The organism is Sphingomonas sp. So64.6b, from assembly GCF_014171475.1.
In the GTDB taxonomy this organism is placed as follows: domain Bacteria; phylum Pseudomonadota; class Alphaproteobacteria; order Sphingomonadales; family Sphingomonadaceae; genus Sphingomonas; species Sphingomonas alpina_A.
The window spans coordinates 147,209-172,934 of record NZ_CP048817.1 but is presented as its reverse complement, the minus strand read 5'-3'; the positions used below and the strand labels follow the sequence as shown (position 1 = coordinate 172,934).

General features: G+C 64.2%; 20 protein-coding genes. 6 read left to right on the top strand and 14 right to left on the bottom strand.

Annotated features, from left to right (window positions below):
* The first annotated feature begins 4 nt into the window (after positions 1–4).
* Positions 5–388: a VOC family protein gene (locus tag G4G27_RS00835; protein ID WP_183111268.1), complete on the top strand. Its 384-nt coding sequence runs from the start codon at positions 5–7 to the stop codon at positions 386–388.
* A gap of 75 nt (positions 389–463) precedes the next feature.
* Here the strand turns inward: G4G27_RS00835 and G4G27_RS00830 are convergent, their stop codons facing one another.
* Positions 464–979: a hypothetical protein gene (locus tag G4G27_RS00830; RefSeq protein ID WP_183111266.1), complete on the bottom strand. Its 516-nt coding sequence runs from the start codon at positions 977–979 to the stop codon at positions 464–466.
* Positions 980–1,120: 141 nt separating this feature from the next.
* Between G4G27_RS00830 and G4G27_RS00825 the strand changes: the two genes are divergently transcribed.
* Positions 1,121–1,504: a VOC family protein gene (locus G4G27_RS00825; protein WP_183111264.1), complete on the top strand. Its 384-nt coding sequence runs from the start codon at positions 1,121–1,123 to the stop codon at positions 1,502–1,504.
* A 4-nt stretch (positions 1,505–1,508) separates the two neighbouring features.
* Here G4G27_RS00825 and G4G27_RS00820 read toward each other — a convergent pair whose 3' ends face one another.
* The 4 genes from G4G27_RS00820 to G4G27_RS00805 all read right to left on the bottom strand — a co-directional run bounded on the left by G4G27_RS00820 (position 1,509) and on the right by G4G27_RS00805 (position 7,932).
* Positions 1,509–2,906 carry an efflux transporter outer membrane subunit gene (locus G4G27_RS00820; RefSeq protein WP_183111262.1) on the bottom strand — a complete coding sequence of 466 codons (1,398 nt, stop codon included), beginning with the start codon at positions 2,904–2,906 and terminating at the stop codon, positions 1,509–1,511.
* The gene (locus G4G27_RS00815) at positions 2,893–4,065 is read right to left on the bottom strand and encodes an efflux RND transporter periplasmic adaptor subunit (protein WP_183111260.1); all 1,173 of its coding nucleotides are present in this window, start codon (positions 4,063–4,065) and stop codon (positions 2,893–2,895) included. Before G4G27_RS00815 ends, G4G27_RS00820 begins: the two co-directional genes overlap by 14 nt.
* A complete protein-coding gene (locus G4G27_RS00810; RefSeq protein WP_183111258.1) occupies positions 4,058–7,252 on the bottom strand; it encodes an efflux RND transporter permease subunit in 3,195 nt (1,064 codons plus the stop codon). Before G4G27_RS00810 ends, G4G27_RS00815 begins: the two co-directional genes overlap by 8 nt.
* Before the next feature lie 191 nt (positions 7,253–7,443).
* A complete protein-coding gene (locus G4G27_RS00805; RefSeq protein ID WP_183111256.1) occupies positions 7,444–7,932 on the bottom strand; it encodes an Lrp/AsnC family transcriptional regulator in 489 nt (162 codons plus the stop codon).
* Positions 7,933–8,026: 94 nt separating this feature from the next.
* Between G4G27_RS00805 and G4G27_RS00800 the strand changes: the two genes are divergently transcribed.
* Positions 8,027–8,947: a pyridoxal-phosphate dependent enzyme gene (locus G4G27_RS00800; protein WP_183111254.1), complete on the top strand. Its 921-nt coding sequence runs from the start codon at positions 8,027–8,029 to the stop codon at positions 8,945–8,947.
* A 36-nt stretch (positions 8,948–8,983) separates the two neighbouring features.
* A complete protein-coding gene (locus G4G27_RS00795) occupies positions 8,984–9,343 on the top strand; it encodes a VOC family protein (RefSeq protein WP_183111252.1) in 360 nt (119 codons plus the stop codon).
* 82 nt (positions 9,344–9,425) lie between these two features.
* Here G4G27_RS00795 and G4G27_RS00790 read toward each other — a convergent pair whose 3' ends face one another.
* Positions 9,426–11,069 carry a peptidase S10 gene (locus tag G4G27_RS00790; protein ID WP_244624495.1) on the bottom strand — a complete coding sequence of 548 codons (1,644 nt, stop codon included), beginning with the start codon at positions 11,067–11,069 and terminating at the stop codon, positions 9,426–9,428.
* Between the two features lie 158 nt (positions 11,070–11,227).
* Entirely contained in the window at positions 11,228–13,981 is a 2,754-nt protein-coding gene (locus G4G27_RS00785; protein ID WP_183111250.1) for a TonB-dependent receptor, read from the bottom strand.
* A 339-nt stretch (positions 13,982–14,320) separates the two neighbouring features.
* Here G4G27_RS00785 and G4G27_RS00780 point away from each other — a divergent pair, with 339 nt between their 5' ends.
* Entirely contained in the window at positions 14,321–15,298 is a 978-nt protein-coding gene (locus G4G27_RS00780; protein ID WP_183111248.1) for a phosphoribosylaminoimidazolesuccinocarboxamide synthase, read from the top strand.
* A 104-nt stretch (positions 15,299–15,402) separates the two neighbouring features.
* Here the strand turns inward: G4G27_RS00780 and G4G27_RS00775 are convergent, their stop codons facing one another.
* The 3 genes from G4G27_RS00775 to infC all read right to left on the bottom strand — a co-directional run bounded on the left by G4G27_RS00775 (position 15,403) and on the right by infC (position 16,934).
* Positions 15,403–15,723 carry a hypothetical protein gene (locus tag G4G27_RS00775; RefSeq protein ID WP_183111246.1) on the bottom strand — a complete coding sequence of 107 codons (321 nt, stop codon included), beginning with the start codon at positions 15,721–15,723 and terminating at the stop codon, positions 15,403–15,405.
* 368 nt (positions 15,724–16,091) lie between these two features.
* A complete protein-coding gene (locus tag G4G27_RS00770) occupies positions 16,092–16,268 on the bottom strand; it encodes a hypothetical protein (protein WP_183111244.1) in 177 nt (58 codons plus the stop codon).
* A 162-nt stretch (positions 16,269–16,430) separates the two neighbouring features.
* Positions 16,431–16,934 (bottom strand): translation initiation factor IF-3, encoded by a 504-nt coding sequence (gene infC, locus G4G27_RS00765; RefSeq protein ID WP_235364932.1) that lies wholly within the window; start codon positions 16,932–16,934, stop codon positions 16,431–16,433.
* Positions 16,935–17,112: 178 nt separating this feature from the next.
* Here infC and G4G27_RS00760 point away from each other — a divergent pair, with 178 nt between their 5' ends.
* Positions 17,113–18,642, top strand: a complete 1,530-nt coding sequence (locus G4G27_RS00760) for a glycosyltransferase family 39 protein (RefSeq protein ID WP_183111240.1) — start codon at positions 17,113–17,115, stop codon at positions 18,640–18,642.
* A 31-nt stretch (positions 18,643–18,673) separates the two neighbouring features.
* On the opposite strand, the gene thrS is transcribed toward G4G27_RS00760, so the two are convergent.
* The 4 genes from thrS to G4G27_RS00740 all read right to left on the bottom strand — a co-directional run bounded on the left by thrS (position 18,674) and on the right by G4G27_RS00740 (position 25,613).
* Positions 18,674–20,680 carry a threonine--tRNA ligase gene (thrS, locus tag G4G27_RS00755; protein WP_183111238.1) on the bottom strand — a complete coding sequence of 669 codons (2,007 nt, stop codon included), beginning with the start codon at positions 20,678–20,680 and terminating at the stop codon, positions 18,674–18,676.
* A 332-nt stretch (positions 20,681–21,012) separates the two neighbouring features.
* On the bottom strand, positions 21,013–21,375 hold the full coding sequence (locus tag G4G27_RS00750; protein WP_183111236.1) for a hypothetical protein: 363 nt from the start codon (positions 21,373–21,375) through the stop codon (positions 21,013–21,015).
* 12 nt (positions 21,376–21,387) lie between these two features.
* On the bottom strand, positions 21,388–22,752 hold the full coding sequence (locus G4G27_RS00745; protein ID WP_183111234.1) for a DUF3999 family protein: 1,365 nt from the start codon (positions 22,750–22,752) through the stop codon (positions 21,388–21,390).
* Positions 22,749–25,613, bottom strand: coding sequence for a DUF2339 domain-containing protein (locus G4G27_RS00740; protein WP_183111229.1), 2,865 nt, complete (start codon positions 25,611–25,613; stop codon positions 22,749–22,751). The genes G4G27_RS00745 and G4G27_RS00740 overlap by 4 nt, the downstream gene beginning before the upstream one ends.
* Between the last annotated feature and the right edge of the window lie 113 nt (positions 25,614–25,726).

The window sequence follows — 25,726 nt, the reverse complement described above, 5'->3', positions numbered from 1 at the left end:
GACGATGCCGGTATTGGGAATTGGAGGCCTGTTCTTTCGCGCGAAGGATCCGGACGCATTGTCCGCCTGGTACCGTGAGCATCTCGGCATCGGCGCGGGCTGCGTCACGACCGAGGGCGCGACGCCGGACGAATGGTCATGGCAGGCAGAGGGTGGCCCGGTGGTGTTCGCGCCGTTCAAGCACGAGACCGACTATTTCGCCGCCGACAAGCAGTTCATGCTCAATTTGCGCGTGCGCGATCTGGATTCGCTGCTCGAACAGCTCAACGCTTCGGGCATCGACATCATCACCAAGCCGGAATGGAACGACCCGTCGATCGGCCAGTTCGCCCGCATCCACGATCCCGAAGGCAATGCGATCGAACTGTGGGAACCGCCGATCAAATGACTGATCGGCAGCCCGCGCTGCCGACGCGGATTGCACGGGAAAATCGCTGGTGCGTGGCCCTTACTACGGCGGTGATCAGACTCGCCGCGCGACGAACCGCTGCTGCACGCGCCAGCGGCCATCCTCATACACTTCGTTGCGCCACTTGAACGAATCGGCCTGCACGTCGTGGAAGGTCCAGCGCATCGCCGGTTTCTCATCCGGCTGCGTCTGGAGCGTCACCTCGCCCGCCACACCACTCGCGGTGAAGCGCCGCACATAGCGGTGCGCTGGTCCGACCCATATGGACTGCCAGGCGCCGAGATCGGCGTCGTAGAAGCGGAGGCTCGTGCCATATTCACCCACGCCGGGTCGCGCCTCGCGCTCGGCACGCGGCGGCCAGATCCACACATCCTGTATCCCGCACCCGTCGAGCACCCAGGAGAAATGCCACTCTCCACGCTCCTCGCGCTCGACCCTTCCTTCTAGATCGATCCAGTTGATCGCAAGACTCCACGATCCGATAAAGGGCGCGAAGATGCGTTGCTCCGGCGGAATGGATCCGCTCGGCGCTGCGCTAATCAGCGCATCGGCAAAGTGTTGCTTGGGCATGAGATCGTCCATGAGCCACCGATCGCGCAATCGATCGGCAGCCGTCAACCGCCGTCGCTTTGCCGTGCCAACGCGTAGCCGGTCGACAGGGCGGATGATCTCCGGCATTCGACCGACGGGACATTACAGCGGAGAGAAAAGATGTTCAGTCATATCATGGTCGGTGCGGACAGCATCGATGTGTCCAAGACATTCTACGACTCCACGCTCGATGTGTTGGGCGTGAAGCCTGGCAGGATCGACGATAAGGGCCGCGTTTTCTACGTGACGCAGACCGGCATCTTCGCGATCAGCAAGCCGATCGACGGCAAGCCCGCATCATGTGCGAACGGGGCGACGATCGGCTTCGCTGCGGAAACTCCGGAGCTGGTCGATGCCTGGCACGCCGCCGGTATCGCCAATGGCGGGTCGACCTGCGAGGATCCGCCCGGCATCCGCCAGGGCAGTTTCGGCCAGCTCTACCTCGCCTATCTGCGTGATCCGGCGGGCAACAAGCTGTGCGCGATGCACCGCATTCCTGCCTGATCGATCATTCGGCCGTCGTGCCGCCGACCGCGCGAACCGTATCGACCGCGATCTGCAGCCGACGGCTCTGCACCTCGAGTAAGGACCGCTGCGCATCGAGCGCGGCGGTCTGTGCGGTGACGACTTCGAGATAGTCCGACGCGCCGTCGCGGTAGCGGATCAGCGCGAGGTCGCGGGTGCGCTCTGCGGCGCGGGTCGCGGCCTGCTGATCCTGTTCCTGCGCAGCGAGACTGTGCGCACGCGCCAGGTCGTCCTCGACCTCGCGAAACGCGGCGAGCACGGTCGAGCGATAGCTGGCAACTGCCTCGTCATATTGCGCACGGCTGATCCGCACGCGCGCGCGGCGCGCGCCGCCATCGAAGATCGACAACGCCGCCGACAGCGGCCCGAGCGCCCAGAAACCGTTCGGCGCGCTGAGGATGTCGCGATTGCCCGCCTCGAACCCGCCGCTTGCGCCGAGCGTCAAGGATGGGAACAGCGCCGCGCGCGCCACGCCGATCCGCGCGTTGGCGGCGGCAACGCGACGTTCCGCGGCGACGATATCGGGGCGGCGCTGCAACAGCGTCGAGGGCACGCCGACTGGAATAGCCGGCGGCTGGCGTTGCGTCTCGGCGACGGGAATCGAGAAGCTCGACGGCGACTCCCCGACCAGTGCGGCAATGGCATGTTCGAACGCGGCACGGTCGCCCGCCACCGCGGACAGCTCGGCACGCGCACTCGACAGCAAAGCGGCCGAGCGGCTGACGTCGATACCGGAGGCAATTCCACCGCTGTGCCGCGTGTCGGTCAGTTCGAACGCGCGCTCGAATGCCGTGACCGTCTGGCGCAGCAGCACGGCGCGCGCATCGAGCCCGCGCATCTGGAAATAATAATCGGCCAATGTCGCCTGCAGCCCGAGCCGCACGGCGGCGACGTCCTGTTCGCTCGCCTGGGCATCGGCAGCATTGGCGCGGACCGAATTGCGCACCCGGCCGAACAGGTCGATCTCATAGGCAAGCGACCCGCCGAGGCGCAGATCGGTATAGCGCGCGGCACCGTTGCTGCTCAGCGGGCGCCCGGCCGAGACCCGCGCACGCTCCGCGCTGGCGCCGGCATCCAGGCTCGGTAGTTGCGCCGCCTGGCTTTCGCGCAGCTGACCGCGCGCCTGATCATAGCGCGCGACCGCCGCCGCGAGGTCGGGATTGCCGCTTTCGATCCGTGCCTCGAGCTCGTCGAGCATCGTATCGCCGAACGCGCTCCACCACGGGCCGGGCGCAACACCGACCTCCACCGGCTGCCACTTGCCCAGCTCCTTATAGACCGGCGCGATCGGGGCCGGCGGCACGCCATAAGGCGGCGCGAGTGAGCAGCCCGCGAGCGTGACCGCCACGACCGCCGTCAGCGCGGTCCTAGCGCGAGGCACGGGTCGCTCCCGCACCGGGCCTGGGGGTCGTGCTGATCCGCACCGGATCGCCGCTCTGGAGCGAATCCGGCGGGCTGTCGATCACCCGGTCGGCGGCAGTCAGACCGGCGCTGATCTCGACACTGTCGCCATCGTCGCGGCCGATCGTGATCGTCTTCAACTGCGCCTTGCCGTCGGCGCCGACCACCGCGACCTGCGTGCCCTTCGACCCAATCACCAGCGCGCTCGACGGCAGGCGCAAGCCGGCGCTGCTGCCGCCACCGACCGGGAACTTGACCTGCGCATAGGCACCCGGCTTCAACGCGCGATCGGCATTGGCGGTCTGCAGCTCGACCAGCACGGTGCCCGATTGCGGGTCGACCGCGCCGGCACTGCGCGTCAGCGTCACGTCGAAATTGCGGCCGGGATATTCGGGTACCGTCAGGCCGGCATGCATGCCCTGCCGGATCTGCCCCGAAAAGGCCTGAGGCACGCGGACATAGATGCGCATGCGGCTGACATCGGCGACGGTGAACAGCGGCGTGGACGCCGCCGTTCCCGACGCGACCAGCGCGCCGATCTGAGTCGAGCGGCTCGTCACCGTGCCGGAGAAAGGTGCGGTGAGCCGGGTGAAGCCCTGCAGTGCGCCGAGCCGCCGGACATTGGCCGAGGCCGCGCTGGCGATCGCCGACTTGGCGGCAAGGTCACCGAACTTTTCATCGGTCTCCTGCTTCGACACGGCGTCCTTGGCGAGCAGGTCGCGCCAGCGCGTCGCGGTCGATGCGGCAAGCGCGCGGTTGGCGCGCGCAGTCTGCAGATCGGCGCGCGCCGCCTCGACCTGCTGGTCGACCTCGGGCGCATCGAGGATGGCAAGCGTCTGCCCGGCGCGGACGGGATCGCCGATATCGACGAACCAGCGCCGGACATAGCCGTTGGTCCGGGCGTAGATCGGTGCGCTGTTGAACGCCTGGACATTGCCCGGCAGGGTCAGCGCATCGCTCGCGCCCGCACCCTTGGCCTGGATCACGGTGACGATCGGCGTCGCATGCGCGGTGGTCCAGCTGGCGAGTTGTGCATCGGAATGGCTGCGCGCGAAGATACCGAAGCCGGCGAGCGCGACAGCGATGATCGCCGCGGCGACCCCAATCTTCTTCAAGGAACCGGAAGCGGGTTCAGACATGGACTTCCTCCAAATTTTCCGCACTCGCAGCGCGTGTCTCGGCATGCTTGCGGTGAACGATGCTGAAAATTACCGGCACGAACATCAGCGTCGCGATCGTCGCGACGATCAGCCCGCCGATCACCGCGCGACCGAGTGGCGCGTTTTGTTCGCCGCCCTCGCCCAGGCCCAGCGCCATCGGCAGCATGCCGATGACCATCGCCAGCGCGGTCATCAGCACCGGGCGAAAACGGGTCATGCCCGCCTCCAGCGCCGCCCTGGTCGAGTCACCGAGCGCGGCGAGCCGTTCACGCGCGAAGCTGACCACCAGGATCGAGTTCGCCGTCGCCACGCCCATGCACATGATCGCGCCGGTCAGCGCCGGCACCGACAGCGTCGTGCCGGTCAGGAACAATATCCAGATAATCCCGGCGAGCGCGCCGGGCAGCGCGGTGATGATCACGAACGGGTCGAGCCAGCTCTGGAAGTTCACAACGATCAGCAGATAGATCAGTACGATCGCTCCGATCAGGCCGAAGAACAGGCCGGAAAAGGCGCTGTTCATCGTCGCATATTGCCCGCGCAGCGCGACCGTCGTGCCCTTGGGGGCGCTTGCCTTGAGCTCGGCCAGAACATGTTTGATGTCGCCGGCGATCGCGCCGAGATCGCGGCCATTGGGGGTCGCATAGATGTCGATCGCCCCCTGGATGTTGTAGTGCGAGACGACCGCCGGTGAGGTCGAGCGGCTGATCGACCCGATTCCACCCAGCACCTGCGCAATACCGCCGGCGGTAGCGCCGGTGACGGGGATATTGGACAGGTCGCTGATCGATCCGACGCGATATTCGGGGGTCTGCGCGACGACCGAATAGGACACGCCGTTTTCCGGGTTGAGATAGAAGACCGGCGATGTCTGCGACGTTCCCGCGAGCGATGAGGCGACGCTGTTGGTCACGTCGCGCTCGGTCAGGCCAAGCCCGCCGATCCGGCTGCGGTCGATATCCACGCTCAATTCGGGGTAGCGCGCCGATTGTTGGATCCGCGCATCGGCCACGCCGGGGATCGCCGCGATCCGGCGCAGGATGGTCCGCGCATAGGCATAATTCCCCGCCTGATCCTTGCCCGCGATCTGGATGTCGATCGGCGCGGGTGCGCCGAAATTGAGGATCTGGCTGGTGATGTCGGCGGGCAGGAACGAGAAGGTCGTTCCCGGGAACGCGCCCGGCAGCGTCTCTCGCATCTTGCGGACATAATCGGCGGTCGGTTTGTGGCCATCCGCCAGCTGAATCAGGATGTCGCCATCCTGCGGCCCGATCGTGCCGGAATTGTTGTAGGTCGTGTTGATCGAGCTGACCGGCAGGCCGATATTGTCGACCACCGAGACAAGCTCGTCGGCCGGGATGATCTGACGGATGCGCCCGGCGATCCGGTCGAACGCGGCCGACGTATCCTCGATCCGGCTGCCGATCGGCGCGCGGACGTGCAAGGTGATCTGCCCGGCATCGACGCTGGGGAAGAAATTCTGCCCCAGGAACGGCACCAGCAGGAACGAGAGCGCGACTACCGCGAGGAAACCGAGCAGAAACGGCCGGCCGGTCGCCAGCGCGCGTTCGAGCAGCCGGCCATAAGCGAGCCGGATACGTTCGAAGCGCGCCTCGAACCCGCGCTGGAAACGGACCAGCGGATTGCGCGAGGTCGGTGTGCCCGCCGCGTGCAGGTCTCCGGCATGCGGGCGGAGCAGGTACATTGCCATGGTCGGCACCAGGGTGCGCGACAGGATGAACGATGCGATCATCGCGAACACCACCGCCAGCGCCAGGGGCACGAACAGGAACCCGGCAACGCCCGGCAGGAAGAACATCGGCACGAACACGATACAGATGCACAGCAAGGAGACGAATGCCGGGGTGACGATCTGCGCGGCGCCGTCGAGGATCGCCTGGCGCACGCCCTTGCCCTGTTCGAGATGCCAGTTGATGTTCTCGATCGTCACCGTCGCATCGTCGACCAGAATGCCGACCGCCAGGCTGAGCCCGCCGAGCGTCATCACGTTCAGCGTCTGACCGGTCGCGGACAAGGCGATGATCGCGGCAAGGATCGCGAGCGGGATTGAGATCGCGATGATCACGGTCGAGCGCCATGACCCGAGGAACAACAGGATCATCAAGCTCGTCAGCGCCGCGGCGATCGCGCCTTCCTTGACCACGCCCGACACCGCCGCATCGACGAACAGCGACTGATCGCCGATCGGCACGATCTTGAGTTCGGGCGGCAAGGTCGCCTGGATCGCCGGTAAGGCGTCCTTGATCCCCTGCACGATCGCCAGCGTCGAGGTCGTGCCATTCTTGAGAATAGTCATCAGCACCGAGCGCGAGCCGTCGACATGGACGACATTGGTCTGCGGTGCGCTGCCGTCGCGAACATACGCCACGTCGCGCATATAGATGGTCGCGCCGTTGACCACCTTGACCGGCAGCGCATTGAGCTCGTCGATCGAGCCGGGCGCATTGTTGAGACGGATATTATACTGGAAGCCGCCGATCTTGGCGAAGCCCGCCGGGTTGATCTGGTTCTGCGCAGCGATCGCATTGCCGACATCCTGCGCCGACAGCCCCTTTGACTGCAGCGCCTGGGGGTCGAGGTCGATCTGCACCTGGCGCTGCCGGCCGCCCGACGGATAGGGGATCGCGGCGCCCGGCACGGTGACCAGGCCGGGGCGAACCTGATTTTGCGCGATATCGAACATCTTGCCTTCGGACAGGCCCTTGCCAGACAAAGCGAGCTGCAGGATCGGCACGGTCGAGGCGTTGTAGTTGAGGATCAGCGGCGGCGTGATCCCCGGTGGCAACTGGCGCAGCACCGATTGAGAGACGCTGGTCACCTGCGCGGTTGCGGTGCGGATATCGGCGCCGGGCTGGAAATAGATCTTCACCACGCCGATGCCGGGCATCGACTGGCTTTCGATATGATCGATGTCGTTGACCGTGGTGGTGAGCACGCGTTCGAACGGCGTGATGATCCGCCCGCTCATATCGCCCGGCGACAGGCCGCTATAGTTCCACGCGATGGCGATCACCGGCACGCGGATGTTGGGGAAGATGTCGACCGGCGTTCGGATCGCCGAAAGCACGCCGACGATCGCGATCAGGATCGCCATCACGATGAAGGTGAGTGGACGCGACAGTGCGACTCTGACGATACCGATCACGGGAATACCTCGACCAAACGCTTGCACGAGTGGCGGCGACCCCCAGAACCGTCAGACCTGCTCGGGCCCCCATGTCGCAGCGCAACACATAATTGCAAGGGTCAATAAGGCTTCCCTATAATAAAAAGATACCGATCGGTCTAGAAAGGTCCCAAACGGCCCCAAATTGAAGTCTTATCGGGTCACTTTTCTCACTTCAGGCCGTTGTCTTCGATCGGTACCGACAAGCTGCGTTTCCCCGTGCCAAGCACAACATTGGTGGTGAAGCGCCGCACATTAGGGTTTTCCGCGATCAGGCGACTCATCAGCGCGTCATATGCTTCCACATCGGGCGCCGCGACGATCAGGATGAAGTCCGCAGTCCCGGTTACATAAAAAACCTGCTGGATATGCTCGTCGTCGCCGAGCCATTGGCGCAGGCGCGCGATCATCTCGGGCCGCTCGCGCTCAATCTCCAGCGCAACCACGAAAAAGGTCGGTTTGCCTACCCGGACGGGATCGACCACCGCCACATTGGCCACAATGACACCTTGCGCTTTCAGGCGCTTCAATCGCCGCAACACCGCCGACGCGGACAGCCCGACCGTCTCGCCGAGCCGATCGGCGGTCATGTCGGCATCACGCTGAACCAGCGACAGCAGCTTGCGGTCGAATCCATCGAGTTGGGAGATGCGGGCCATCGCCGGCACATTAGCACCTCGAAACGCCGATTTCGTGCATTTTAGCTGTGCAACTTGCCGATACCCGGCGGATTGCGGCGTTATCTTCAGGAGCATGAACCATCCCGCTCCCGCCGGCATCCAGGCCGCGCTGCAAATCATCGATCCGGTCTTCCTCGCAACGCCGATGCGACAATCGCCCACGCTCGACGCAGCAATCGGCGCGACGCTTTTGCTCAAAGACGAAACGGCCAATCCGATCCGCTCCTTCAAAGGGCGCGGGACCGAGAATTTCGCGGCACAGTTCGCAAGCGGCGCTGCCCTGGTGTGCGGGTCGGCAGGGAATTTCGGCCAGGGTCTGGCCTGGGCTGCACGACGGCGCGGAATCGCGCTGACGGTCTTTGCCGCGACCAGCGCAGTGGTGTCGAAGGTCGCGGCGATGCGCGGGCTCGCTGCCGATGTCCGGCTTTTCGGCAATGATTTCGACGCGGCGAAGGACGAAGCCAGGGCTTATGCGGCGCGGGAAGGTCGGATCTATATCGAGGACGGTGCCGATCGCCTGATTGCCGAGGGCGCCGGCACGCTGGCGCTGGAAATGACCCGCGATGCCGGTCCTTTCGATGTGGCGATCGTGCCGCTGGGCAATGGCGCACTCGCATCGGGGGTCGGGACCTGGCTGAAACATGCAGCACCGCACACCCGGATCGTCGCGGTCGCCGCTGCGGGGGCGCCGGCCATGGCCAGGGCGGTGCTGGGCCTTCCGCCCGGCGGACTGCCCATGGCCGGCACGATTGCCGATGGCATCGCGGTGCGTGTGCCAATCCCCTACGCCGTCGATTGCGTCCGGGACGTCGTCGATGATGTCGTGCTGGTCGAGGATGAGGCGATCCGCCACGCCATGGATCTCCTGCGCGAGCATCTCGGTCTGATCGTCGAGCCCGCCGGCGCGGCCGGGCTAGCCGCTCTGATTGCCGAACCGGACCGCTGGCGTGGCCGGCGTGTCGCGGTGCCGTTGTGCGGTGGCAATGTCGACTGACGGCCAATTCATTCATTCAGGGCCGAAGGACATAAGATGATCGATCATCTCGAATTGAAGACTCACCACCTCGACGCAAGCGTGCGCTTCTATGGCGACCTGCTCGCACCGCTCGGCTACCGGCTGGAGGTCGATGGTCCGGCCAAAGGGTTTGGCGACGGCAAGACGCTCGACGTCTTCCTGATCGAAGGCGATCCGTCCCTCAACGTTCATTTCGCCTTTGGCGCGCCCGACCGTGCGACGGTCGAGAAAATCTATCAGGTCGGTCGCGATGCCGGACATGTGCTTGATCGGGAGCCCATGCTCGCACCGCACATCCACCCGAATTATTATGCCGCTTATCTTCGCGATCCGGACAATCGTCTGGTCGAATTCGTGTGCCACGCCGCCCCATAGGCGTAGCAGCGCAAGGAACTCCGGGTCCGCCGCCTCGAGCAGGCGGACCCGGCGCGTAAGACGCAGGTAATCGGAAGCGCGTTCAGTTCGGCGTCTGGCCCAGTGCCGGTGCGCTGCTCGACGGCGGAACGGGCGGCGTCGCGGAACGCGCATCGCTGAGCGCTTCGTCGTACCAACGTGCCAGATCAGCCTTCATCTGGCGCAACGCCTCCGGATTCAGATAGGTCATATGTCCAGCTGGATAATAGGTGAACCGCAGATTGGCCTGTTGCGACCGTTCCAGCATCATATGGCCAAGATCGTTTTCAGTCCCGAAGAACGGCGTCGCCATGTCGTAATAGCCGTTCATCGACAGAACCTTCAGATACGGGTTGGCGCGCATCGCGGCCGCCAGATCGATCGCGGTGTTGGGATTATTCTGGCTCTGGCCCTGGCCGCGCCCAAGCGCGTCATGCTTCCAGTTCCAGGTGAAACCCGCCGCGTCCCGCGCGGAAAGCCGGTAAGGCAGATCGGTCTTATAGCCGAGCGTGGTCGACAGATAATCGTTGAACGAGGCGATATACGCGCCCGAGATCGCATCGGACGAGGCATCCGTCTCCGGCCGTTCGCCCGCCGCATCGGTGTCGATGCCGGTATAACGCGAATCGAACCGGCCAACGGTGCGCGCCTCGCTGCGCAGCAATTCCTTCTGGAACCGCGGCAGATCGATCCGCAAATTGGCGCGCTTGATGAAATCGGGCGACAGGCCGATCAGCTGGCTCATCCGATTGGCGACCTGATCGCGCTCCACATCCGAAATCGCCTGCCCTTTGGCGAGGGCGGACATATAAGGCCCGTGGGCGAAGTCCCGCGCTTCCGCGACGATCTTGGCAACGTCCGCCGGCCGGTTCTGCAGCCGATTATGGTACCAGGCCGTCGCGGCGTAACTGGGCAGATAATTCAAATAGACCTGGTCCAGCCCCGGCTGGCGATAGCCATAATTCATGATCGACGACAGCAGTACGACGCCGTTGAGCGCCATGCCGCGGTCCTGCAACTGATAGGCAAGCGCTCCCGATCGCAACGTCCCATAGCTTTCGCCGAGCAGGAATTTCGGGCTCATCCAGCGGCCATATTTGGTGACGTAGCGCAGGATGCCCTTGGCAAAGGCATCGACATCCTCATCAACGCCGTAAAATTGCCCGGGCTTCATATCGCCGAGCGGGCGCGAATAACCGGTGCCGATCGCATCAAGAAAAACGAGGTCGGTCTTGTCGAGCAACGAATCCGGATTGGGTGCGACGTCATAGGGTGCGGGCCGGATGAATTCGGGACTGGTCGTACGAAGCCGGATCGGCGCGAACGATCCCATCCGCAGCCAGAAGGACGGGCTGCCCGGTCCACCATTGTAGAGGAAGGTGACCGGCCGTTTCGTCCCCGGCTTCACGCCGTCAAGCGTGTACGCGGTATAGAACATCGAGGCGGTCGGCTTCCCTTCGATGTCGCGGATCGTCAGCGTGCCGGCGGAGGCTGTATAGCCATAACGACGGCCATCAATGGTGACCGCATCGTGGTGCGTCGTCTCGGTTTCGGCGACCGGCGCGTTGGCCCAGGCGGCCTCCGCCTCGCTCTTCATCTTGTCGGCATTGGATGCGGTTGGCGCCTTGTCGCGGCCGGGGGCATCCTGTGCAGCTGAAGCGGGAACGACGCCGGCGGCAAGGGCAAGCGCAATGAGCCTAAAGACCACGAAGAATTCCCATCATTCTCAGAATGCTGCGTTTCTTCCTGTTTATGTGCGACGACGCAATCCCCGAAACGACAAATCGGCTCCCCGCCGCTCCACCCCAAACAACAACGGCCCGCTCCCTTGTCGGGAGCGGGCCGCCGCGTGACAAAATCAGCCAATCAGAAGCGCGTGCGCAGCGTCAGGCCATAAGTGCGCGGCTCGGCGAGGAAGGCCGAGAAGACCTGGTTGCCCACGCCACCGAACGCCTGCACCTGGCTGGCCGAACCGGCACCCTGGAACGGCGCGTTGAACGCGACCTGCGTGTATTTGGTGTCGAGCAGGTTCTGCGCCCACACCTCCACGCTCCAGCGCTTGTCGGCGCCGCGCAGGCCGATCCGCGCGTTGAGCAGGAAGAAGCCGTCCTGATCCTTTTCGAGGAACAGGTCGGAGCCGGTGTTGTAGTCCGACGTCATGCGGCCATCGACATAGAACAACGCGCTCATCCCCGACGAGCCAATGTCCGGCGTCCAGCTGGCCGATGCCGTCACCACGTTGCGCGGCGCGTTCGACATCTGCTGACCCGAAAGCAGGAACAGCGCCGGGTCAAGCGCTTCACCCGCTTCGCTGCCGACCAGATTCTTGCGGTACTTGGTATCGGTGAAGGAATAGCCCAAATTCACCGCGAAATTGCGCGCCGGGTAAATGCCCGCCTCGATCTCGACACCCTGCGACACCACGCCATATTTCACGCCGCTGGTGCAGGCACCGGTGGCGGCGCTGGCATCGGTATCCGCCCCGTTCAGGCTGGTCGAGCAGGACCCGATATTCTGCACGACATAGTTGGTGCCGTTGAACGTGTTGAGCTGGAAGTTGCTGAACTGCTGACGGAAGCCGGCCACGTTCAGGGTGAATTCGCGCGACTTGTATTTGAAGCCGGCCTCGAACGCATTGACCGTTTCGGGGTCGAAGCGCAGCCGCGCGGCATCCGGCGACGCCGTCGTGCTGGGCAGATAAGCCAGGCCCAGATCCGAACGATCGAGGTTGTATCCGCCCGCCTTGTAGCCACGCGAATAGGATGCATAGACCAGCAGAGCGTCGATCGGCTTGTACGAGAGGACCGCCGTGCCGGTGAACTCACCTTCACTCAGACGATCATTGATCGTCTTGCCGTTGAGCGTCGAGCTGGAATTGCCGGTGCAGCTCAGCGTCAACAGGGCGGCGGCGGTGCCGCCGAGCTGCGCATTGGTCAGATACGGCGCCAGCGCGGCCTGCTGCGCGGCGCAGACCGTGTTGTTGTTGTTGAACGTCGCGTCGAACTTCTTGCGCTCATGCGTGTAGCGCAGACCGGCGGTGAGGCTCAGCTTGTCGGTGATCTTGAAGATATTGTGCGTGAAGAACGCGTAATTCTCGCTGTTCTGGTTATACACGTCGCGCGTGCTGCCCAGATTGTTGAGCGTGCTCAGGCGGTTGAGCGCGCCGATCACGATCGGCGCGGCGGCGCCGAGTGCGCCATTGACGGTCGCGATACCGGCCGGGCTGAGGCAGCCTGGTGCGGTCGGGTTACGCAGCACCGCGGCTGGGCTGATGCTGGCGACAGCGCGGCAGGCAGCGAAGGCGCCGTATTGCGAACCAAATTGCAGATTGTCGACGACCTGCAGGTCTTCACGCGAATAATAACCGCCGACCAGCCAGTCGAGCTTACCGCCCAGCGCTTCGCCGTTCAGGCGCACTTCCTGAGTGAAGGTATGGAACTGGCGGTAATTATTGCCGTCATCGGCACGATAGCCGATGTCGAGATTGCCGTAATCGATGTCCGACGCGCCACCCGACTTATATTCGCGATAGGCGGTGATCGAGGTCAGCGCGGCGCCGCCGAGATTGTAATCAATCTGCGCCGAGCCACCATAGTCCTTGGTGATGTTGCTATATGCGCGGCCCGGCGTGTTGGCGATACGGCGATTATAGGGATCGCCAGCGCTGGGAAAGACCGCGCCCATGCTGCGCATGATGTCGACGATCGGGTTGTTGGCCGAGGCGGTATAGTCACCCGGGACACCCGGCGTCGGATCGGTCTTCTGACGCAGGTCGACATAGACCGCGCCACAGCATTTCTCGTCACGGCGCGTGTAATCGCCGATCAGCCGGATCGACAGGTCGCTGCTTGGTTCGAACAGCAGCTGGCCGCGCACGAAATAGCGGTTGCGGTCGTTATAATCGGTGTTGTTGACCGTATCATAATAGAAGCCGTCGCGACGATTGTAGACGCCGTCGATGCGGAAACCGAGCGACTCGGTGATCGGGCCGGTCACGGCGCCGGCGACACGGATATTGTTGTAATTGCCGTAGGTCGCCTCGGCATAACCGCCGAACTTGTTCATGTCGGGCGATTTGGTGATGATGTTGATCGTGCCGGCCGATGCGTTGCGGCCCGACAGCGTGCCTTGCGGCCCGCGCAGGATTTCGATGCGATCGACTTCGCCGAGATCGTTGAGCCCCGAGCCGGTGCGGCTGCGATAAACGCCGTCGATGAATACCGCGACCGAGCTTTCCAGGCCGGGATTGTCGCCGACCGTGCCGATGCCGCGAATACGGGCGGAGGCATTGGCTTCGCTACCGGTCGAGGAGACGAGCAGCGACGGGGCGAGCTGGCTGAGCTGGCGGATGTCGTTGGCACCGGAATTCTGCAGCGCTTCCTGGCTGACCGCCGACACCGCGATTGGCACGTCGGACAAGCGCTCGCTACGGCGAGTCGCGGTGATGACGATGTCGCCCTGGCCAACCTCATCGGCGGCAGTGTCGTCAGCAGCTGCGGGAGCGGTGTCCTGCGATGCGGCCTGCGCCTCTTGCTGGGTGGTCGCGGCGGCATCCTGCGCAAAAGCGGGAGCGGCAAAGGCGATGGTGGCGACGGACAACAGCAACGCGGACTTGCGCATCGGGATACTCTCCTGATTATCTATTATGGTTGGACGCGCGTCCATAAGGGCTGTGGACGTTTCGTCCAGCCCGAAAATGGCGGATTTCCGCCGTTTATGGCCGCAACGGGAGCAATCGTCGTTCGCACATGCATAAACTGCATGCGTGATTGATGGTTTACGTTACGGTAAAGGCAAGATCGCCTTGCAAGTCACGGATTTACGCCTGCAATCTTTGCAGGCGTAATTGAAATCCGCAAAATTCGGTCGTGACAAATTCAATTCTCGCAAATTTCAGCTCTGACAGGGCGAAGAAGTCGGGCTAGGAGCCGCTGGCCGATCCGATAAGAGGGTGCCCGCATGCCATTTCACGATTTCGCCGCTTATGCGACCCGGACGCTGGAAGACGCCACGATAGCCGAGCTGCCGCAACATTATCGCGGCAAGGTGCGTGACAATTACGATCTTGCCGATGGTCGCCGCATCATCATCGCCAGCGACCGGCTCAGCGCCTTCGATCAGATCCTGTGCGCAGTTCCGTTCAAGGGCCAACTGCTGACCCAGACGGCACGTTTCTGGTTCGAACAGACGGCCCATATCTGCCGCAACCACGTCCTGGAGTATCCGGACCCGAACGTCCTGCTCTGCCGTCGTCTCGACATTCTGCCCGTCGAGATCGTCGTGCGCGGCTATCTGGCGGGGACGACGGGCACATCGATCCTGACGCTCTACAAGAATGGCCAGCGCACGATGTACGGCATGTCGTTGCCGGATGGATTGCGCGACAATGAACGCCTGCCGCAGCCGATCATTACGCCGACCAGCAAGGAATTCGATGGCGGTCATGACGAACCATTGAGCCCGACAGAGATACTGGAGCGCAAGCTCCTCACTTCGGCGCAATGGGAGGAGGTGAGCGCCATCGCGCTCGCCCTATTCGCGCATGGTCAGACGCTGGCACAGGACCGGGGCCTGATCCTGGCGGATACCAAATATGAATTCGGCCTCGACCCGGACGGCAACATCGTCCTTGCCGACGAAATCCATACCCCCGACAGCAGCCGCTATTGGAAGCAGTCGAGCTATGAGCAGCGTTTCGCGAGCGGCGAGCGGCCCGACAGCTTCGACAAGGATTTCGTCCGGTCCTGGGTCGCCGAACGCTGCGATCCCTATCGGGATGCCATCCCCGAAATCCCCCAGGACCTCGTGCTGGGAACGTCCGCGGTCTATGCCGAGGCCTTCGAAACCATCACCGGCCTGTCCTTCGAGCCCGATCTCGAAGGCGCGACGGTACTCGATCGCATTCGCGATCGGTTGCGACCCTTCTTTGCTGCCTGATCGGTCGTCGGCCGGGTTTTCTTAATCCACCCCCGGGGAGCACTCTTGGATAGGCGACCTCAAAGCGCCTGCAGAGCAACTGCCCAAATGTCGGCGATTGGTGGTTACCGGACGTTCGGGGGGCAAGTGTGAATTGGCCGGTCCGGGCGGTAGATTGCGAAGTCCCGCGCGAAGATTGTGCGGTCCTTGGGAGCTAGCCGACGCATTGTGACAATATTTCGCCGGACCATCTCGGCCAGCCGCTCAGCTTGATTGGCATTCCGTGCTTGGGCAGCGCGATCGAGCCGATCAATGTCGATCGGTGCGGTGTAAGCTGCTTCGCCTAACTCTCGCTCGATCTTGTCATTCTCTGCCGTCTGCGCCTTGGCGGCCTCTTGGCCTTCCAACCAAGCTTTTATGGCAATCGCGACGCCGGCCTCCGACATGCAGGCCTGCCTAAAGCGATCCGCGATTTGTTCAGCCCGTCCCCAGGCAGGCGAAGGTGGTGGAGAAACCGAAACCGATTGGCCGATTAGTATGAGCGAGAATAGCAGGATCATAGCCGTCAACCTCCGGATAGCACCTACTCATATTGTCGACGGCCTTAGCACGAGGTAAACCCGTGGACGCCAATGTCCGCATCTGGTCAGTCTGCTTTCAGGGTCCGCTTTTTCCCCGTGAACGACCGCTGGTGGTAGATAGCCGTTGGCCCTCACAGGACGTTGTCGTCGTCGTCCGTCACCTGACCACCCAAGGTGTTGCAGATGATGAAGCAAGTCGATGACCTTTTCCGCCTCTTCGTAATGACGGCCGCTCAGATCAGCCTGTATTGAGACTGTGCCGTCATCGTCTTGCTCAAGGAGAGAAAAGCGAGGGCGTCGCCCGCGTCGTCATTGAGACGCCACGGCTCAACCCAGTGCGGAAGGCGGTTTGATAGAGCGACACGTGCTTCGTCGTTGTTGCTCAAGCCTTCAAGAAAATAGCTTTTCATGTATGCGTTCTACGCCAGAGCGGAACGTCTGCAACTGGTCGTTAACAAACATTTGCGCAGCGACGAGTTCACACCTTCGTCGTGAGAAACGGCGCGGCCAGTGCGCGCCGCCGGGACATGATCGACCCGGCGGCATCGCAATACTAGCAGGCGAGCATCAGATCACTTCGGCGCGAGTACCATCAGCATCTGCCGGCCTTCCATGCGCGGATAGGCTTCGACCTTGGCGGTCTCGACGACATCGGCCTGGACGCGCTGGAGCAGCGCCATACCGAGCTGGCCATGGCTCAGCTCACGGCCACGGAAGCGCAAGGTGATCTTCACCTTGTCGCCCTCGCCGATGAACTCGGCGACCTTCTTCATCTTGGTGTCATAATCATGGTCGTCGATGTTCGGACGCATCTTGATCTCTTTGATCTCCTGCGTCTTTTGCGACTTGCGTGCGAGGTTGGCCTTTTTCTGCGCCTCGTACTTGAACTTGCCGACATCGAGGAACTTGGCGACGGGCGGATCCGCGTTGGGCGACACTTCGACAAGGTCGAGCCCGACGCTCTGCGCCTGTTCCATTGCTTCCCGGGTATACATTACGCCGAGATTCTCGCCGTCCTGATCGATCACGCGGACCTTGGGCGATTGGATGAATTCGTTAAAGCGGGGGCCGTTCATCGGTGGCGCCTGCCGGTTCATGGGGGGACGTATAGGTGTTGCTCCTGACGAAAATAGAGCGGCCCATGTAGAGCTTTCGCGCGCGGATTGAAAGGCACGCCGCACACAACATGCACTTTTCGCATGGTGCATGCGGATTAAACCAATCTTAGCCGCCCAAGGCTAAGCGGTAGCGAGCATGACGCGCCCGATTTCACCCCCCTTTCCAAGCCGACGGCCGGTCGATTGGCGCGCGCCGTTCCTCGCGTCGCCGGTCGCGACGGTCATTCTTTTCGCGCTCCTGTTGCTGGCGATCGTGCCGGTCGCCTATCTTGGCGGCGATGGCGACGATTATCATTATCTGCTCGCGGCACGGTGCGTGGCCGATCATGGTTTCTGCTTGCCGGTCGATCATTGGTGGCGGCGCTATCCGATCGTCTTCCCGACCGGGGTCAGCCTGGCGTTGTTCGGCGAAAGCCAGGCATCACTGGCGATTGCGCCACTCGCCTATAGCCTGAGCGCGCTTGCGCTGTTCGTGACCCTGGTGCAGCGCCAGTTCGGCCGCGTCGAGGCATTGCTCGCGGGGCTTGCGCTTGCCTGCACGCCGGCATTCGCGATGCGCCTCCCCGAGGTGAATATCGACATCCCCGAACTCACCTTCGTACTGGCGGCCTTGCTGTGCCTGCAATCGGCCAGCGCGAGCGGCAAGCGGTGGTTGGTGGTGCTGGCCGGCGTGATGCTTGGCCTCGCGATCCAGGCGCGGCCGACATCGCTGGTCATGGTGCCGATCTTTATGATCGGCCTGGTCGCGATGAAGCAGTGGCGCAGATGGACGCTGCCGCTGATCGCCGGCGTGCTGATTCCCAATCTGGGCGAAGCGATCCTGTACTGGCTAAATACCGGGGATGCGTTGCTGCCATGGCGGCTGTCGCTGGCGCATAGCCATATGCCGTCATCGGACTTGCTGCCGGGCGTCGACACCAGCCGGAGCCCATTGTTCAACCCGAGCCTGATCGGCGGATGGAAACAGGCCAACGGCATTTCGGTGCATTGGACGGTCGATGGACTGCTCAATCTGTTGGTCGATCCGTCGATCGCGCTGACCCTGGCGTGCGGCGCATTGTTCGCCGCGCTGAACTGGCGCGCACTGATCGGGGGACGCGAGGGCAAATTGCTGCTGGCGCTGGCAATCGGCGCGGCCTTGCTGTTCGGCGGGTTGACCTATGGCTTCGCCATCGCGCCCCGGCCGCGCATGTATCTGGCGATCATCGCGCTGTTCTGCGTCTATTTCGGCGTGTTCGCCGCACGCAGCTTACCGGCCCGCGCGTTGCTCGTGTCAGTCGCGGCGCTGCTGCTCGTCGGCAAGGCACTGGGCGTGGCCTATGATCGCGCCGATCTGCGCGCCGAAGCGATGATTGCCCCGGCCTGGGTCGCTGCGGCACAGGGCAATGTCGCGGTTGACCCGCGCACCGGCCGCTTCCTGACGCTGGTGCCCGGGATTGACGCGCTGCCGCGCTATGCAACGGGCGTTGCGGCCGACCGGATCTTGCTGATCGGACAGGATGATTGCCGCCAGGCAGCCGATAGCGTCGGTCTGCAAGGCTGGCACGCAGAGCGCGCCGCAACCTTCCGGCGCCATGACCCGGCGGTCATCGCGACGATACGGCGCAGCGGTCTGTTCCTCGGTCCGCCGCTGATCACCGCGATGTGCTTGTTACGACGCGATTAGGCTGCCAATAACCGTCGCTCAGACGGCAGGATCAAGAAATCAGATCCGGCGGACTGGCCTGCGCCACGAGCATCGCGATCATCGCGTCGAGCGGCATGACCTGCTGCCGCTCACTGCCCAGCTGCCGCAGCGCGACGGTGCCCTCCTCCGCTTCGCGCTTGCCGAGCACGAGCAGGTTGGGGACCTTGGCCAGGCTGTGCTCACGCACCTTGTAGTTGATCTTCTCGTTGCGCAGGTCGCTTTCGACCCGCAAGCCCGCCGCCGCCAGCTTCGCGACGACCTCATGCGCATAATCGTCGGCGTCCGACACGATCGTCGCGACCACCGCCTGCACCGGCGCGAGCCAGAGCGGGAAGCGCCCGGCATGATGTTCGATCAGGATGCCGAGAAAACGCTCGAACGTGCCGAGGATCGCGCGGTGCAGCATGACCGGGCGATGCCGTTCGCCGTCCGCCCCGACATAGGACGCGTCGAGCCGTTCGGGCATGACATAATCGAGCTGCAGCGTACCGCACTGCCAGGTCCGGCCGATCGCATCGGTCAGGTGGAATTCGAGCTTGGGGCCGTAAAACGCACCCTCGCCCGGCAGTTCCTCATAGCTGTAGGTGTCGTTGAGCCGCCCGGCCTGTTCGAGCGCCGTGCGCAGATCTCCCTCGGCACGGTCCCACAGGGCGTCCTCGCCGGCGCGGTTGTCGGGGCGCAGCGCGAGCTTGATCATGTACGATTCGAACCCGAGATCGCGGTAGATCGCATCGAGCAGGTCGCAGAACGCCCGCGTCTCCGAAATGATCTGATCCTCGGTGCAGAAGATATGCGCATCGTCCTGCGTGAATTGCCGCACGCGCATGATGCCGTGCAGCGCGCCATGCGCCTCGTTGCGGTGGCAGCAGCCAAACTCGGCGAGACGCAGCGGCAAGTCGCGGTACGACTTGATCCCCTGGCGAAAGACCTGGACATGCGCCGGGCAGTTCATCGGCTTCAACGCCATCAGGTCGCCCGCGCCCGTCAGCACCGGTTTGTCGGGATCCGTCCCCGGCACCTCGTCGGGCACGACGAACATGTTTTCGCGGAACTTGCCCCAATGGCCCGATGCCTCCCACAGCTTGGCATCCATCAGCTGCGGCGTCTTGATCTCGTTATAACCGGCGGCATCGAGCTTGCGGCGCATATAAGCCTCGAGCGCCCGCCACATCGTCCAGCCCTTGGGGTGCCAGAAGACCGAGCCCTGCGCTTCCGACTGGAGGTGGAACAAGTCCATCTCCGCCGCAATCTTGCGATGGTCGCGCTTGGCCGCTTCCTCGAGCCGCACGAGATGCGCGTCGAGCTGCTTCTTGTTGAGCCAGCCGGTACCGTAGATGCGCGACAGCATCGCGTTCTTCTGGTCACCGCGCCAATAGGCACCCGATACGCGCGTCAGCTTGAACGCTTGCGGATCAAGTTTCCCCGTCGAGGCGAGATGCGGGCCGCGGCACATGTCGAGCCAGGCGTCCGCGCCCTTGCCCGCGCGATACACCGTCAGTTCCTCGCCCTCGGGCAGTTCGGCCGCCCATTCCGCCTTGAAGCTCTCGCCCTGTTTCTGCCAGCGGTCGATCAAGTCGGCGCGGCTCCACACTTCGCGGATTAGCGGTTCGTCGCGCGCGATGACCTTGCGCATCTCCGCCTCGATCGCGGGCAGGTCCTCGTCCGTGAACGGCCGATCCTTCGGCGCGAAATCATAATAGAAGCCATCGTCCGTCGACGGGCCGAACGTGATCTGCGTGCCCGGAAAGAGCGCCTGCACCGCCTCGGCCAGCACATGGGCAAAGTCGTGGCGCGCGAGTTCGAGCGCATCGGCCTCGTCACGCGACGTGACCAGCGCAAGCTGCGCATCGCCCTCGAACGGGCGCATTATGTCGCGCAGCTCGCCATCGACGCGCGCCGCGATCGCCGCTTTGGCCAGGCCAGGCCCGATCGCCGCGGCGATATCCGCCGGCGTGGTGCCGAGCGGGACCGCACGGACCGAACCATCGGGCAGCGTGATCGAAAGCATGTCGTTCATCGAATTCGTTCCTGTGGATTTGGCGGGCTTATGCACACCCGCGGCGCTTTGGAAAAGCCTTGGGGAAAGCGTCATGGATGGTTTTCAGGAACGGAAGAGAGACGCCGCCTCACCCGTTCCCGGATGAGGCTCTCGGCACAGGCGACGTCAGCGAGTGACGCGCAGGCCGAGATCCCCCCGGAAAACCGGGGTGGTGGTAGTCATGTGAAAGGCGTTCGCGCGGTTCATGAGAGGGATATAGGCGGGTGGGGTTAAGGAAGCTAGACTTGAACGAGCGGTGAATACGGGCATGAGTTCGCAGGTTTTGCACCGGTCGCCCCGATCTCGACAGCTTATTTCGAAGGAATTTTCGTCCAGCCCTGTTCGACACGCTTTCCGTCAACATAGCGGAAATAGACCGCGACCTGATCACCTTCGGCAACGTCCGGTCCCGTCGGCCCACAAGCGCCCGGCCCGGTGACCCAGCCCGTTCGGTATGTTGGCTCCGGGAATGCCCCTGAAACGACGGCCTCAACCCTGACGCTAAACCACTTTCCCCGAATTGTGCCGTCCAGGCTGACGTCGAACACCCGCCCCACCAGGATGATATCCGAATGAGTCAGTCCCGGGTCGATGGGATATTTCGCAACTCGACATGCGTGCGCCGGAGTTACCGCCAGGAGCATCGCAATTAATACAGCGAGATACTTCCGCATGCTTCGATCCCGTCATTCCGGTTTGTCGGTTGGCGCCGGAACTCTTTTCGGATCGGCGCTCCGTTTCCACAATAACCATGCCATCGCGGCGAGCAACGCGGTCGCGCCGATCAGGATCGCCCAGAGCATAGTCTGCCGTCCGCGCTCGCCGCTGTCGTCGACCGCTGCGAGCGCCAGCGCCGGGCCGGACGATGCCGCGACGGTCGCGGTCGGGAGCGTGTCGGAAGGCTTTGGCGTCAAGCTTTCCAGCGCCAGATAGGGATCAGTCGTGCCGGCGCGGCCCGCCGCCAGCGTGAAGGGTGGCTTGCCCGCCGCGAGGAAGACCAGCGCATGGGAGGCGAAGGCAAGACGGAGCGTCGGCGAGGCAGTGAAGCCGGCGGTCTTGCTATCCGCTTCGATCCGCAGCGTGCGGAATGCCGGGCCATTGAGCGCAATGGCGCCGGGCGCGGCCTTCGACGCCACGCCCTCACCGAGCGGGGTCCAGGGTTGTTCGCGGTCGTTGCGGCCGAGAATGCGCACGGGCACGACAAGATCGTCGCCCGCCGGCACTATGGCGATGGCGGAAAGCGGCGTCGCGAACGGCAGCGCGACGTCGATGACATGCGCATCGCTGATCGGCGGCGTGGTGGCATCGATCGTCGCGCCGGCATCGGCCAGGCCGGAGCGCGTGCGCAACGTCGCGCCACGCACCCTGACCGGCGACAGGAGCCGCGAGTCGGCGCGCCAGGTGACGCGGAGATAATCGCGCTCCAGCGTCGCATCCGACAAAGTCAGTTCCGTGCCGGCAAAGGCCGCATTCGGCGTGCGGTAGATCACCTGTTCACCGATCTGGCGCCATGCCTTCAGGTCACCGCTTGCCGCAACGGTGAAGGTGATCGGCTGACCGGCGGGTAGATCGGCCTCGAGCGTCAGGCTTTTCGTGTTGCCGGCGATGGTGCGAGCATCGAGCAGCGCGCCAAGCACGACCGCCCCGGTTGTGCGATCGTCCGCCGCATCGTCGAGCCGGACGACGCGCGCGCGACCGTCGCGGTCGAGGCTGAGCGCGATACCGCTGACCTTCAGCGCATCGGGCGCGCCGAGGATCGGCAACGCCTTCAACTCGTCGCGGCGCTCCGCCGGCGCATCGGCTTCGGCGCGGGCGATCGGCAGCATCCGGCCGGTCGCATCGAACAGGCGCACATCGCTCGCATCGGCGGTCTGCAGGACTGCCAGAACCCCAGCCGGAAGAGTCAGCCGCTGCGCCGGCGCATCGGCGGCCGGTGTGACGGCAAGGCGGACGCGATAGGCGGCCGGATCCTTGTCCGAACCGGCCGGCGCCGCGGCGATCAGCGAAAGCGAAGCGAGCATGACGCTCGCCAGGGTCCGACGCCCGATCATGTCGCTGCTCCCGCTTGTTGGGCATCGCCGGGGGCTGGCGCCTCGGACGCCCTTGGCGGCAATGGTGCCATATAACCGACCACCAGCATCAACACGCCGACGACGATAAAGGCGATGATACGCGCGCCGCCACCCGCCGCGTTGAGATCGACCAGCAGCAATTTGACCACGGTCAGCCCGAGCAGCCCGGCACCGACCAGCCACATCTTGCGCTGCCCGCGCCGATGCGCCGCGATCATCAATCCGAGCGCAAGCACCGTCCACAATATGGCGATGCCGGTTTGCACGACGACGCTGGCGAGCAGTGCTTCCGGATTCCACTCGATGCCGAGCAGGTGATGCGCGGCGCGCATCCACACCGTATTGACCATGATGAAGGCGAGCCCCGCCAGTGCCGCCAGCGCCGGCGTTTCGCCGAGCGCGGTCGAACCCGGCACGGCCGGGTTTGCCGCCACGATCGCGCGACGCCACAGCTCCAGCGCGGCGAGCGACAAAGCGAGCGTCAAATCGACCGGGTTGAGCAGTGGCAGATAGGGCAAGGGATCGGTCCGGCCCGACGCGATCGTCGCGGTGGCGAGCGCACCGAAAAAGGCCAGTGCCGCGATCGGCAATGCCGCATACCAGGCATATGCGACGGCGTGCCGGTCGAGCGGCCAGCGCTTGGCTTGTGCCTTCAGGCTCCGCCCCGCCCATGCTGTGAGCAGGACCAGCACCGCCAGCACGCTCGCCTGGAAAGTGAGGCCGGCCCAGGACGTGTCCCACAAATCGGCATGGTCAACACCGAGCCACAGGCAATCGGCAAGCATCAGTGTCGCCAGCCACACGCCGCCGACATGCGTCGCGCCCAGCAATGACCGAAGCCCAGGGGCTTCAGTCGCATCGGTCGCATCGTTCAGATACAGCATGCGCAGATGGATCGCCGCTGCCACGATCCAGATCGCCCAGCCCGGTGTGTCGAGAACGTGCCCGCCCGATCCGACCTGTGCGAAAAAGGCCAGCGCCAGCACGATCAGGCTGGCGCGCGACGGCCATGCGGCGACCGACCAGCCGGTGCGCCGCGCGACCGCCTGCGCTCCGAACGCGCTGAGCACATAGGCCAGCATGACCAGCAGAAAACGTATCGCAAGGTCGAAGACATGCTCCGGCGGCAGCCCGCTGCGTACAACCGGCGGCAGCGCGCGTGTGATTTCGAAGATCCACGCTGCCCACCAGAAAGCGAAACCGAACAGGAATACCGGTACGCCAAGTGCCGCCTCGGCCGGTGCATAGCGCTCGGCGAACCAGGACCCGCTATGCGCCAGCGGTTTGCGCAGCCACCAGGCGGTGACCAGCGCCGACAGCGCGATCAGCATCGCCCCGACAACCGCCGGATTGGCGATCGGCAGCGCCGAGATATTCTCGCCGCTGCCGATCACATAAGCGAAAGCCGCCGCCAATTGCAGCAACAGACCGAACAGCCGCGGCATCCACCGCGCCTGGCGCATGCCGACCCAGAACGCGCCCGCGCCCTCCAGCGCCCACACCGCCGAGGTCCAGGTCGCGCCAAGCGCAAGCGGCACGGCAAGCGTGACGAAACCGATGCCGATCGCCAGCATCGCCTCGTTCATCACGCGGAAGCTTTCGCGGCGATAGCGCAAGGTGAACGCCGCGACACCGAGATACATCAGGGCGAAGCCAAGCGCGGCAAAGGCGCTGCCGAACGGGCGATCATGGACCAATGCGACCTGCAGCCCGAAACCGGCCAGAGCCGGCCCGAACAGCAAGGTCGTATCGACCATATTGCCCAGCCGCCCCGGCGTGCCGCGTGTGTAAAGCACCGCCGTCGCGAGGTAGATCAGCACCGACACGATGACGAACGCCTGCGCCGCGGGATAGTCGGTCGGCTGATAGCTCATCGCCATCCAGACCGAGGTGATGCCAAAGGTCGCGAAGAATCCGATCAGGTTCAACCCGCGCCATGACTGGCGCTGCGCGATGAACAGGATGGCGAGGTTGAGCACGGTATAATAAGCGAACACCGCCGCGATGTTGCCGCCGCCGGTGCTCAGTAGCAGCGGAACCGCAAAGCCGCCGGCGAAGGAAGTCATCGCCATCGGCTGCGACCGTTGCAGCAACGCCAGCGCGCAGCCGAGCGCACAGACCAGAATCATCAGCACGAACGCGGCGATCGCCGGCACGACATCGAACAGCCGCGCCGCGGCGAACAGCGTGAGATAGAGCGTCGCGACACCACCGCCCTGCAGCGTGAGGCCGAATTCGGGGCGCTTCACGCGCGTCTGGAAACCGACCACCAGCAAGGCCATGCCCGCGATGGCGATGAGCGCGAGGCGCAGTTCGATCGGGAACAGCCCGACCGACGCGGCGTAACTGGCCAGGAACGACAGCCCGACGAACAGGATTACCAGCCCGACGCGCACGATCGTGTTGCCGCCGAACAGCCAGTTGCGGATCGCCGCAACGACCTTGCCCGCCATCTCGCTGACCGGATCAGGCGCCGCCGGAGTTTGCACGCGCGGCGGCGGCGAATAAGCGGGCGACGTGACCTGTGACCGGGCGCGAACCGCCGGAGGTGCCGCGGTGGCTGCGGCCACGGGACGCTGGCTGGGCGTGGCGACGGGCTCGGCCGCCGCTGTCGGGTCAGGACGAACATTCGGCGCGGACGCGTCTTTCACAGCGGCGCGCAGCACATCGATCTGCATATGGAGGCCGGCTGTGGCCTTGGCGATTTCGTGGCGCACCGCGAAACGCATGGCGAGACCGGCCAGCGCCCCGATCATGCCACCGATCACCAGGCCATAGGTTTCCAGTTCGGCAAAGATCCATCCCGCGATGGCTCCGATGATCGCCACCGTGAAAATCATGTCCGTCCCCTACCCCGTGCGGCGCCAAATATGGCGCATGCGCGAAGACAGGTCGAGGCGCGATTATTCCGGCAAGTCCACCGCGCGGCGCGGCACGAAGCGGCACGCCTCCG